Genomic DNA, 11,605 nt, shown 5'->3' with positions numbered 1-11,605 from the left:
CCAACCGGCTAGTTGGCAGCCCGAGTTGCCCCCACTCCTCAAGACACGCGACGCCGCAAAGCGTTGCCCTCCGAGGACCGCGCGAGGCATGTGGCCGCGTGCGGCAGGTGCAGCCGCTCGTACGACAGCAGCGGCAACTCCGCGTTCGGTCGACGCGAGCGGATGGTGCCTGTGCCGTCGCGGAACACCGCGGTGTTGCCGAGCGCGCACGGGGCCGCGTCCACAGCCAGGCGCGCGCCGGCGGCGGTGATGGTCCAGTGGACTGCCGTTCCGCACAGCCGACACCGGGCGAGGCCTCGCTTCGGCAGCATGCTCACGCCTCTCCGGCGGCTGCGGTGACGCCGACAAGAAGCGCCGCCACGGGCCGCCAGCCGAAGAGGGCGACGGCGTGGGCCTGGCCGTGCTCGGCGATCGCCTCCAGCACCTCCAGCGGGTCGGGGGCCTGTGTGCGACCCCCAGGAAGCGCGGCCATCAGCGGCCGCTGCCCGGGCATCGGTGCCGCGCCACCGGGGCGGGCCCCGTCGTCGGGCCGCGCGGGCAGCAGCGTCAACGGCCTGTCGACGGCACCGGGTTCCTGGTCGCGGGCGATCTCGGTCTCGATCGAGGCAAGCCGGGCCGCCACGCTCACGTGCGCCGCGTAGGCCGGTCCTCGCCGTGGCGCAGCACGGTGTCCGCGCTTGGCGTGGCGGCCGGACCCGCTGTGCCCGGGTTGTTCCCGTTGTTCGCGCACCCACTTGCGCCACAGCGCCTGCCAGTCCGTAGCGAGGGTGGCACGGCCTCGGTGCCAGTCGGTGAACACCGCCGTCACGGCGGCGAGCCCGGCCGGGCCGCCAAGGCGGTCCAGATGGCCTTCGACCGCCGCCCACGCCAGCGCCGACGGGTCCGGTGCGAAGCCGTCGGGCAGGGGGTGCCGGCGCGCCGGCCCCCATCCACCTGTGCCCTCCTCACCCACACCAGCCCCCTCCCTGCGGGAGGGGCTGGGAGGGGCCGGGTGCGCGCGAGGACGAGGACGGTCCCCGGGGGACGCGGGCGGCTGGCCTGCGCATTCGCCGCCGGCTGGGGCACATTTTGTTCCCCGCTGATCGGCGGAATCGTCGCCGTCCGGCGGCGGGTTGCGCTGCTGGCGCTTCTTCTCGGCCGCGCGCCGACGCCGTTCCTGGACCTGGCGTCGGCTCGGGTTGGCGTCCATGTAGCCGTGCATCACGTAGTCGCCGCGCCGGGGCTGGGGGCAGCGCGTGCACGCGTGACCGGCCTCGTGCCATAGTCCGGAAGCGACGAGCTTGTTGATCTGCGTGACGGTGCCGTTCTTCGCGGCGACCGCCGCCGGGATCACCCCGTCGGTCAGGTGGGCGCTCGCGTAGGCACCGCAGCGCACCCACAGGCCGACGGCCGCGTTGCCTGCCGCGAGGATCTTGGGGTGGTCGTCCGTGTTGTCGCCGACGGCGAACCAGGGCATGCCGGTGGTCTCCTACCAAGGTGGGGTGCCGGGTCCGCAGGCCGGCATGACGATCGGAGAGAGGTGGCGGCGCTCAGGCCGCCGTGTCGGTGACCTGAGCTTCGAGGCCCAGGAGGACGCGCAGCTTCGCCGTCGGCACGAGCACGCGACGGCCGACGGTGATCGTCGGGATGTCACCGCGCCGGGCGGCGTTGTAGCTGGCGGCGCGCTCGAGGCCGAAGAGCCGGCCAGCCTCGGGGACGGTCATCGTCGGCTGGACCTGCGGGTCGGGGAGGGCGGGAACGGGGCTTGTCGTCATGCCCGCACCCTGGCCCGGGGCCGGGTCTACCGTCCCGCCGTCCACAGTCGGCTCAGCCTGTCCCCGTGCGTGTGGCACCGGCCGCGCCAGTACACCAAGGGCCACGTTCGTGCAGGTCAGAATGAATGCACGCCGCGAATGGCAGCCTTGCCGTGAACTGCGGCTCCTCGCGGACAGGCCCGTCGGGGAGCGCGCGAACGCTGGGGAGCGGTCCCGGCGCGATGACGCGCCGCCCACCCATGTGTCTTTCTCCGTCCAGAGCCGTCCACGTCGGCGAGCGCGCGAACGATCCCGTCCAGCTCGGCGCGACCCAGTCGTGCTCAGCACCGTACGGTCACGGCCAACTCCGCCACGACCGAACCGACCTGTGCCCCGGCAGGCGCGGGCTGGTGACTGTGGGGACGACCTGACCGCCGCCCCAACCACCGGGCGCTGAGCGCTGATTGAGAGAGATGAGCGAGCGCGAGTCGAAGAACGACAGTCCCGGGTCGGTGTATCGCCGCTGCACCTGCCGCGAGCCCGTCCTGGACGAGAACAGGCAGCCCGTGCTGGACGCCAAGGGCAAGCCGAAGATGCGAGAACTCGGCGCCAAGTGCCCGAAGTTGAAAGGGAAAAAGGCTCATGGCACGTGGTGGTACTACCTCAGGCTGAAGCCCGGTCCCGACGGCAAGCCCGGGCGGGACCGCAGGGGCGGCTACCCGGACAAGGACGCCGCCGTCGCCGCCCTGAAGAAGGCGATCGGCAAGGTGGACCGCGGCGAGGTGATCGACCACCGCACGACCGTCGCCCAGTACTTGCTCAAGTGGCTGGAGCAACGCAAGACCCTGGAACCGACAACCGTCAGCTCGTACGAGAGCCACATCCGGATCTACCTGATCCCCGCACTCGGCCACATCAAGCTGGAGGACCTGACCGCAGAGCCGATCACCGACATGTTCGACGCGATCGAGGCCCGCAACATCGTCGTCGCGTACGAGCTGGCGCTGATCGCCAAGGCCCGAGCCGATTACGCCGAGTGGAAGGTCCTCTACGGGCGCAAGCCGGGCCGGCCGAAGAGGAACGCACCACCGCCGCCGGTGCCCGCGCCCGAGATCCCCAAGCGCGAGCCCCACCCTCAGATGCGCATCGTCGCCCCGGCGACCATGCAGCGCATCCGCGCCACCCTGCGCTCCGCCCTCACGGCGGCGGTCAAGAAAGGCCAGGTCAGCCGGAACTGGGCGAGCCTGGTCGACCTGCCCTCCGGCAAGCGGCCGAAGGCACTGCTGTGGACGCCGGAGCGCGTCGACGAGTGGCGGCGCACCGGCGAGAAGCCGTCGAAGGTGATGGTGTGGACCCCGGAGCAGGCCGGCCAGTTCCTCGACGGCATCGAGAGGGACTGGCTGCGCGCGTTCTGGCACCTGGCGATCTTCCGGGGGCTGCGCCGTGGCGAAGGCGCCGGCTTCGAATGGCCGAAGGCCAACCTCCAGGCCGCGGTCATCACCGTCGACTGGCAGGTGGTCACCGTGAAGGGCAAGCCCCTCGGGAAGAAGCCGAAGGCCGACAGCGAACGCACGCTCGCCCTCGACAGCCACACGCTCCAGGAACTTCGGGACCACCGCGACCGGATGGCTGAGGCGCGCCACGACGCGGCCGAAGCCGGACGGCCGTGGCCCATCACCGACAAGGTGTTCGTCCGCGAGGACGGCACCGAGATCAACCCGGACTACCTCACCGACAGGTTCGAGCTGCTGTGCAACAAGCTGGGCCTGCCGCCCGTACGCCTGCACGACCTGCGGCACCTCGCGGCCACCCTGCTGCTCGGCGCGGGCGCCGACCTCAAAGTCGTGCAGGAGGTACTCGGCCACGCCACGTTCGTGCTGACCGCCGACACCTACACCTCCGTACTGCCGTCCCTCGACCGCGAGAACGCCGAGAAGGCCGCCGCGCTCGTCCCGGTGAAGTCCCGCAGCAACACCAGCGCCCCACTGGTGTACCTGCTGGTGCTCGGCGGGATCGAGGTCGCCATGACCAACGCCGAGGACGCCCACGCCCTCGTGGACCTGTGGAACGAACTCCTGGCCCACGGCTACCCCGGGCTGAGGGAACGCCCCGCGACCATACCGACGAAGCGCACCCGCTGGACCGGCCGCGGGGTGCTGTGGGAGCGGCAGCCCCGGCACCAGCAGCTGCACTCCGCCGTGACCGGCATCGACCGGCGCTCCGGCACGGTGATCTACGAACTGCCGCTTGCCGAACAGCCCTGCTTCGAGTTCGAGCGCGACCTGTACACCGACCAGGCCGCCGTCAGCTCGGTGCAGCTGCGTCACGGCCTGCGCGGCACCATCGAAGTCGTGGCCCGCGGCACCGACGCGGCGGCAGTGAAGGGCGCGTTCGACCAAGCCCTGGAGCAGGCCGCGCAGCTCCTCACCACCAGTTCCCCCGGTGCCAACGACGGTCAGCCCCCGGGTGAGACCGTCTCGACGTGACGACCCTTGGCCCGACCCCGCGGGGCCGGAGCGGCCTCCGCTCCGGCCCCGTTACCTGGTGCGCACCCACCATGCCAGCCACACGACGACGGTGCTGCCCAGTGCATGGCCGGAACCGCCCAGCACGCCCCAGCAGAACCGCCGCAGGCTGCGCCTGACTACCGTTCTGCGACGGCTTTCGCCAGCCACCGGGGTTTGGATGGGTGCCTTCAACTTGCCCACCATCGAGCCTCCTTGCTTCGTCTTGTTCGAGGTCGCGGGCCGCCCTGTGCGGGCCGCTGCACCCAGCAGACCAGGTGCCCCACCCGCGGTTTCCGGTAGACCTCGGGGGGTTCTACGTCCGCCTCGGTACCTCTAGGTCTGCCGGTTAAGCACGCACCACGTCAGCGCGGCACGCCAACTCCCCGGCCAGTAGCGTGAGCTCATGGTGAGAACTCCACCCAGCGCGGCCGACCAGCTGCTGCTCCAGCTCGTCGCCGACTGCGGTACGAAGGTGTCCGGCCGCCAGCTGGAGCGCTGGCGCGCTCGTCCATGGCCCCTGCTGCCAGCCAACCCCCGCTCCCGCCCGGGCCGCCCCGTCGGCGGAAGCACCTCCACAACCAACCCCGCGGTCGTCGATCTCGTGGTGTGGCTCGGCCAGCACAGCCGGCCCGGCGCCGATCCCTTCTACCTGGCGCTGGGCGCGTTCGGCGCCGAGCTACCCGTCCCGGAGGAGACCGTCCGTGAAGCCTTCACCCGGCAGGTCGTCCGGCTCGCGGAACGCATGACCGACCAGCTCGGCCCAGTGCCCGCAACTGGTGACGTCCAGGAGTGGGTGAGCGACCGGGCCGACGAGATCGCGCAGCAGGGCGCACGTCGGCTGACCGGGGTGAACCGCCGGATCAGGGCGATCGACAAGCAGCTGCGGCAGCTGCCCGCGGTCGCCGAGCTGTGGAAGTTCGCCGCCGGGTTTGACCCGGACCGCGCCGACATCGAGCCCTTGGACAACACGGGTGTACTGTTCCACGGTCTGGCGGCGGCCGTCGGCGGGGCCGACGGGATCGCCCCGGAGGTGGTCGCGCGGATCGCCCGTGCTCAGGCAGGCCGAGAGGTTCCGCAGTACACCGCCCACCTGCTGGAGACCGACCCGCTCGATCCTCTTATCGCCATCCGGCACACGCCGCCCCACCAACTGCCGGGGCTGCCGTCCGAGAGCGTCGTGAATCACTTCCTCTCGGTGGCCCGGGAAGCCCCGCTGGAGCGGCTACGGGCCGGCTGGGCCACCGCCGGGGAAATGGCTGGCTGGGCCGAGGCACTGTGCCAGGCCGTCGAGACCGAGCTGTCGTCCGAGCCCCCGGGAGGCGACGCGTGCCTCGAGTGGGTCTTCGGCCAGCTCTTCGGCATCGGCAGGATGTACCTGATCAAGGGACTGGCCGAGCCCTCCCCCACCCCCGGCCAACAGGCACTGACCGCACTGGAGCTGGTTTTCTCCTTCGACGCGATCAACAAGGTGCTCGCCACGACGGACGCGGACGGACACGAGACACTGCACCGTCTCGCGCCGCCGTTCCTTCTCCGGCTGGCCGCCGTCGAAACTCGGTCGGCCGGACCGAGCGAGGTCGGGCCGCGAGCGCCCGCTCACCCGCCGCCCGGGCGCGGGCGGCGGCCTCGTCGCGGGCCTTGGTGAACTCGGTCGGCGGCCGGGAGAAGAGCGCGTCGGCCACCGCGGTGAAACCTGCCGGCTCAGTCTGCGTGGGGTCCGTGCCGGGCCGGGCGGCGTTCACAACGCCCGCAGCGCCCGTTCGCACTCCCGGCACCGCAGCTCGGCCAGCGCGGGCGGATACCACGGCTGGCCGTAGCCGCCCTGGTAGTGGGAGTGCTCCATCTCCGTGCTGTCGAGCCCGCACAGGGTCCCGGGCAGCGGATCTTGCGGCACGTCGGGGTCGGCACCTGCGGCGTGCACCGCCACGACGACCGGTTCGCCATCGTCGGGCGCCAGCCCATCCGCGGGGTCCAACTCGTAGAGGACGACGATCGAGGCCATGCCCCGAGGATGCGGCACCCGGTCCACCAGCACATCCCGGGTGCGCCGTTCGACTCCGTCTCCACCGTGCCTATCGGCCTACTCGAGTCCGGCTGAGCAAGGTGCGACCCGAATCCGCTGCTGATCCACGACGCTGCACGCTTCGCCGTAGTCGAGCCCGTAGAAGTACTCGCTCCTGCGCTCGCCCGGGTGCCTGCGCCGAAGCTCTCCGAGCACCACCTGCTCCCAGGGGTGCGCGTCGGTAACCGGCTCGGACACCCAGGCATCGAACAGCACGTACCCGCCCCTCTCCGCTCCGGACCGAAGCTCACGTAGCCGCCCCGCACCGAAGCGGGTGGTACGTCCGACCTTCACGTACGAGTTGGTCGGGCCGACGAACGACAGCAGGTAGAGCTGGTCCCGGCCGGGAAGCCGGGGCTGTTCCGCACCGGCCCCAAGTCCCCGCAACGCACGCCACTCCGCGAACCACACCAGGGCGACGACTTCCTCGGACGCTCGGTCCGTTCCATCGGTGCGGAGCCTGCCCAGTAGCACCTCGCGGAGTTGGTCCTCACCGAGGTGGTCCAACAACATCTCGGGATCAATCTCCCGCTGCGCGAGCCGGGCGGCGTACTGGGACTCGGACAAGGGCGCCATCTCAGAAGGATTCCACAACTAGCCAATCTGGTCTGGTCGTTCCCCACATTCAGCCCGGGCGGTTCCGATGCGGGCGAGGAGGCGGGCAGCAGCCATCGTTTCCAGGACAACCCTTATGGTGAGCTCGTACGGATAGGCCAGCTTGGGAGGCGGAAGTTCATGGGCGAGGACACGGAACGGGCTGTCGATGTCGTCGTCCTCACGATGAACGACCGACACGCCGAATTCCGTGACGCAATGGCGTCGGTGCTCGCCCAGAAGGGGGTCAGCCTGCGGACGGTGATCGTGGGCAACGGCGTCGAGCCGGACTACGTACCGCCCGGGGTGGTCTCCGTAGCCCTGCCGAAGAACACCGGGATTCCCGAGGGGCGAAACGTCGGGGCACGGGCACTGATCGGCCCGGACGCCGGAGAGTTTCTGCTGTTCTTCGACAACGACGCGATCCTGCCGGAGACCGACACCGTTGCACGCCTGGTGGCCGAGTTCGACCGGCATCCCGAGGCGGCGTACGTCCAGCCCCGCATCGCGGATCCCACCACGGGGGAGACGTTGGGGCGGTGGGTGCCGCGGTTGAAGTCCTCCGATGCCCGGCGCCCGGGCGTGGTGACGGTGATGGCCGAGGGCATCGTGCTCATCCGTCGCGCGGACTTCGACGCTGTTGGCGGCTGGCCCGGGCACTATTTCCTTTTCCACGAAGGCATCGACCTGTCGTGGCGCCTGTGGGACCTCGGAAAGATCGGTTGGTACGCAGCCGATGTCGAGGTGCATCACCCGGCGACCAATCCGGCCCGGCACGGCCCGTTCTACCGCATGGTCGCGCGCAACAGGGTGTGGGTGGCCTACCGGCGTCTGCCACTGGTGCTCGTCCCGGTGTACCTGGCGGCGTGGACGCTGATCAGCGCCTACCGCTTCCGATCGACGGGGCAGCTCGGGGTGTGGTTCAAGGGCCTCACGGAGGGGCTGCGCGGCGGGCATGGCGAGCGGCGCCCGATGAGCTGGCGCACCGTGTGGAGGCTCACCCGCGCCGGCCGGCCGCCGATCATCTGACCGACGGCCTTCAGCGCTCCCTGCCTGCGGGGCATCAGATGGTGGCGGAGATTCGCTCTCGCACCTCTGCGGCCTCGGGCACATGGGAGTAGGAGGCCAGGGCGGAGGCCAGGTCCCGCAGGGGGCCGGTGGTGCGCTGGGAGCTGATCTCGGCAGTGATGTCGAGCGCATGGTGCGCGGTGGCGCAGGCACCTTCGACGTGGCCTTGCTGGAGCTGTGCATCAGCTGCCCGGACGAGGTAGATCGCCTGGGTCCGTACTGTGCCTGCGGCCTCACGGGCGCTGAGCGCGAACGCCTTCTCCGCCTGGTCGGCTCGGCCCATGGCGAGCTGGGTGGAGGCGAGGCTGCCGGCGTACTCGGAACCGTCGAACCAGTACGCCCAGTCCGGCTCGTACGTCCGGTCTCGCTCGGCAGCATCGAGCTTGGCCCGGGACGCCTCGAGGTCGCTCCAGCAGCCTTCATTACGCAAGTGGGAGCGCGCTCGTGCCCGTCGTGCGAGAACCAGTGCCTCCACGCGTGGTGTGGCCTTGCCCCGTACAGCGGCCACCGCGGTGCAGGCCAGTGCCTCCGCTTCGACGGGACGTCCGCAGTTGTACGCGGCCGCGGCCCAGAAGGTGAGGATGTGGGCGCCCAGCGCCGGGTCGTCCGCGGCATGCGCGGCCTGTAGGGCGGCCTTGAACGCCACGTCGTCGCACCGGCCGTTGACATCGAATGCGGCCCAGGCCCGCATCCGGGCGAGGTCCGCGCCGGCCGCGTACAGCCGACTCTGGTGGGCGAGCGTGTAACTGCGGTTGGTCAGCAGTTCGGTGACGGCTTCCAGCGCCGCGGCCGTGTCCCGGATCAGCGTGCCGCCGCCGTCCTCGTCGTCGGCCAGCCGCAGTTCCCGCACCCGACGCTCGATTGTTGTGACGGCGCCTTCTCCGATGCGCCGGCCCGTCGTGAGCTGCGCAGCCGCCACCGGGTCGGCGGTGAGCCATGAGAGCAGGGCGGCGGTCATCGCGGTCGAGCCGAGGAAGAACGTCCGACGGTCCATGGGACTTCCGATCACTTCTCTGAGGGCGCCCACGGTGCCGGGGCCCGTCCACGGGTGCTCGTTCGGCTGCTGAAGCGGGTCGTACTGAAGCCACTGGGGCCACGGGTGGGATTCGACCAGGACGCTGTCGACGCCGATCAGGTCGGCGATGACGAACTGGGTGAGGTTGTCGGGGGTACGGCCTTTCTCCCAGCGTAAGACGCCGTCCCGGCCCGTTCCTAGAGGCGTGCCCAGTTCGGCGCTTCGATCGCACAACTTCCGCGCGAAGGCAGATCGTTCAAGGTTCCTGGCCATGCGTACACGGATCAGCGGATGGTCCTGCGGCTCCGCAGCCAACCTGTCCCTCCCTTGGGCGCGTGACAGCGATCCGCCCGACGCTACTGGCTCCCGCCGTATGCCCGACACCCCTTCGGGTGTTGCTCCGGTGCTGCTCGTCGGCGCACCGGCGCAGCACCGTCCTGGGTGCTTCCGGCGACTCATGGCGGGGACGCATCGTAGGGCTCCCGGCTGAACGCCGGGACGGTTCCGGTGGCACTGATCTCAGCACCGGTCCGAATCCCCCTGATCGGAGCGCATGTTGACGAGTGCCGTCACCGGAGCGCAGACCTTCGCCACCGCGTATCTGGAGCAACTGGCCGACAAGGTGATTCCCGAGGAGCACGCTGTTCTGACGGCGGAGGACGCCCGCGCGACCTACTTCCGCGACGCCGACGCCTTGGAGGTCAAGCAGAGCATCCACGACCGGTTCCGCACCAACCCGAAGGCCCTGCACGACCACCTGCTGGAGGCCCTCGCCCTGCGCGGCACCGAGGAGTTGCTGGACCTGGGCTGCGGTAACGCCTTCGTGCTGGAGCGCCTGCGCCCGCACCTGGCGGCCGGCCATCTCACAGGCCTGGACATCTCCCCGGCGATGCTCGCCGCCGCCCGGCACCGCCTGGCGGGGGTGGCAACGCCGTGCGAGTGGATCGAGGGCACCGCCGACCGCCTCGACGCTCTCGCAGACGACACCTTCGACCGCGTCATGTGCGTCTACACCGCGCACTACGTCGCCGACCTGGAGCGGTGCTTCGCCGAAGTTCGGCGGGTCCTGCGCCCGGGTGGCCGGTTCTTGCTCACCACCGACCGGCCCGACTCGATGGTCGAGATGTACGACGTTCACCTGCACGCCCTACGGACCCTGGACGGCCCCGACCACCTGGCCAAGGCGTCGTCCAAGGCCCGGATCTCCCTGACCAACGGCCGTCGGCACCTGGTCGGGCACTTCGAGCAGATCCGACTCCTGGAGTGGCAGGACCAGTTGCAGTTCGCCGACGTCGCGCCGTTTCTGGCCTTCTACCGCGCCTCCTACCACTGCTCCGCCTCCGCAGGCCCGGACCCCGCCTCGCCCGCCTTGCTCACCGCTCTGGAGGAGCACGTGGCGGCGGCCGTCGCCGACGCGATCGACGCCCGCGGCTACTTCGCCGTCACGAAGCTCTCCGGCACCTTCATCTGCTCCTGACCACCCGTCCCCCCGATCCCGAAGGAGGGTCCCATGGCCCACCCTGTCCCTAGCCCGCTGGCCGGTGCGCGCGTCTTGGTCACCGGCGGCGCCGGCTTCATCGGCACCGCCGTCCGTGACACCCTGCTGCGCGCCGGGGCCCGCCCCGTCCTGCTCGACGACCTGTCCGCCTACGACCCCGCCGTCTTCGCCCTCCTGGGCACCGGCCGCAGCGACCCGCACCTGGTCCTCGGCGACGTCGGCGACGAGACCCTCGTACGCCACCTCGTCGCGGACGCCGATTACGTCGTCCACGCCGCCGCGCACTCCACCGTCCAGGGCTGCCTTGCCGACCCGAAGACCGCGTTCCGCTCCAATATGGCTGGCACCGACACCGTGGTGCGTGCCGTCGCCGACACCCCCGGCGTGCGCCGCCTCGTGCTGCTGTCCACCGCTCAGGTCTACGGCCACGGCGGCGAGGACGTCGGCTCGACACGCCCGCGTGTGTTCACCGAGACCCAGCCCCACCAGCCACTCAACCCGTACGCCAGCGCCAAGTCCTGGGCCGAGCAGCACACCCGCCAGCTGCTGCAAGCCGCCAGCCGCGACTTCACCGTGCTGCGCCCGTTCTCCGTCTATGGGCCCGGCCAGGTGCCCAAGCCCGGGGCCGCGTCCTGGGTGGTCGCGCAGTTCGCGATGTACGCCGTGCTGGGCCAGGAGCTGCTGCTCAACGGCGGCGGCGTGCAGGTGCGTGACTTCCTGTACCGCGACGACGCGGCCGAGGCGATCACGCGGGCCCTGACCGCCCCGGGCGCGGCCGGGCGCGCGCTCAACCTGGGCACGGGCGTGCAGACCTCTGTGCGCGACGTCGCCGACCACGTGATCGCGCACTTCCCCGGCACGCAGATCCGCATCGCGCCGCCCGCCGCCGGCGACCCGCGGGGCGGGCGGGCCGACACCGCTCTCATGCACGCCGCGCTGGACTGGGCGCCTGCGGTGACCGTCGCCGACGGCATCACCCGCTACGTCGAGTGGGTCGACGCCAACCCCCAGGCCGTGCCCGAGTGGATGCGCGCCGAAACCGCCGAGAGCCGCCTGGCCGCCTGGTCGGGCGCGGCCCCCGTCCGTTCCTGATCCCCATCGCCGGTCGGGTCGGCCCACGGGGACCCG

The 11,605-nt window shown here is 71.0% G+C and carries 11 protein-coding genes; 5 read left to right on the top strand and 6 right to left on the bottom strand.

Annotated features, from left to right (window positions below):
- Positions 1 to 38: 38 nt before the first annotated feature.
- The 3 genes from ACZ7RU_RS32770 to ACZ7RU_RS32760 form a co-directional block, all read right to left on the bottom strand.
- A complete protein-coding gene (locus ACZ7RU_RS32770) occupies positions 39 to 311 on the bottom strand; it encodes a hypothetical protein (protein WP_470344702.1) in 273 nt (90 codons plus the stop codon).
- 2 nt (positions 312 to 313) lie between these two features.
- Entirely contained in the window at positions 314 to 1,456 is a 1,143-nt protein-coding gene (locus ACZ7RU_RS32765; RefSeq protein ID WP_470344609.1) for a hypothetical protein, read from the bottom strand.
- Positions 1,457 to 1,529: 73 nt separating this feature from the next.
- Complete coding sequence (locus tag ACZ7RU_RS32760) at positions 1,530 to 1,754, bottom strand: hypothetical protein (protein ID WP_470344608.1); 225 nt, start codon at positions 1,752 to 1,754, stop codon at positions 1,530 to 1,532.
- Positions 1,755 to 2,206: 452 nt separating this feature from the next.
- Between ACZ7RU_RS32760 and ACZ7RU_RS32755 the strand changes: the two genes are divergently transcribed.
- Positions 2,207 to 4,219: a site-specific integrase gene (locus ACZ7RU_RS32755; RefSeq protein ID WP_470344607.1), complete on the top strand. Its 2,013-nt coding sequence runs from the start codon at positions 2,207 to 2,209 to the stop codon at positions 4,217 to 4,219.
- A gap of 424 nt (positions 4,220 to 4,643) precedes the next feature.
- Positions 4,644 to 5,885, top strand: a complete 1,242-nt coding sequence (locus tag ACZ7RU_RS32750) for a hypothetical protein (RefSeq protein WP_470344606.1) — start codon at positions 4,644 to 4,646, stop codon at positions 5,883 to 5,885.
- Between the two features lie 93 nt (positions 5,886 to 5,978).
- Here the strand turns inward: ACZ7RU_RS32750 and ACZ7RU_RS32745 are convergent, their stop codons facing one another.
- Positions 5,979 to 6,242, bottom strand: coding sequence for a hypothetical protein (locus tag ACZ7RU_RS32745; protein ID WP_470344605.1), 264 nt, complete (start codon positions 6,240 to 6,242; stop codon positions 5,979 to 5,981).
- Between the two features lie 78 nt (positions 6,243 to 6,320).
- Positions 6,321 to 6,869, bottom strand: a complete 549-nt coding sequence (locus tag ACZ7RU_RS32740) for a GIY-YIG nuclease family protein (protein WP_470344604.1) — start codon at positions 6,867 to 6,869, stop codon at positions 6,321 to 6,323.
- Between the two features lie 168 nt (positions 6,870 to 7,037).
- On the opposite strand from ACZ7RU_RS32740, the gene ACZ7RU_RS32735 reads away from it, so the two are divergent.
- The gene (locus ACZ7RU_RS32735; RefSeq protein WP_470344603.1) at positions 7,038 to 7,925 is read left to right on the top strand and encodes a glycosyltransferase family 2 protein; all 888 of its coding nucleotides are present in this window, start codon (positions 7,038 to 7,040) and stop codon (positions 7,923 to 7,925) included.
- Between the two features lie 34 nt (positions 7,926 to 7,959).
- Here the strand turns inward: ACZ7RU_RS32735 and ACZ7RU_RS32730 are convergent, their stop codons facing one another.
- Positions 7,960 to 9,294 carry an XRE family transcriptional regulator gene (locus ACZ7RU_RS32730; protein ID WP_470344602.1) on the bottom strand — a complete coding sequence of 445 codons (1,335 nt, stop codon included), beginning with the start codon at positions 9,292 to 9,294 and terminating at the stop codon, positions 7,960 to 7,962.
- Positions 9,295 to 9,532: 238 nt separating this feature from the next.
- Here ACZ7RU_RS32730 and ACZ7RU_RS32725 point away from each other — a divergent pair, with 238 nt between their 5' ends.
- The gene (locus ACZ7RU_RS32725; protein WP_470344601.1) at positions 9,533 to 10,456 is read left to right on the top strand and encodes a class I SAM-dependent methyltransferase; all 924 of its coding nucleotides are present in this window, start codon (positions 9,533 to 9,535) and stop codon (positions 10,454 to 10,456) included.
- A 33-nt stretch (positions 10,457 to 10,489) separates the two neighbouring features.
- Positions 10,490 to 11,569, top strand: coding sequence for an NAD-dependent epimerase/dehydratase family protein (locus tag ACZ7RU_RS32720; protein ID WP_470344600.1), 1,080 nt, complete (start codon positions 10,490 to 10,492; stop codon positions 11,567 to 11,569).
- The last annotated feature ends 36 nt before the right edge of the window (positions 11,570 to 11,605 follow it).

It is taken from the genome of Kitasatospora sp. NPDC114501 (assembly GCF_055633695.1).
Note: the sequence above shows the minus strand (reverse complement) of the source record. Positions and strands in the feature narration are given on the sequence as shown.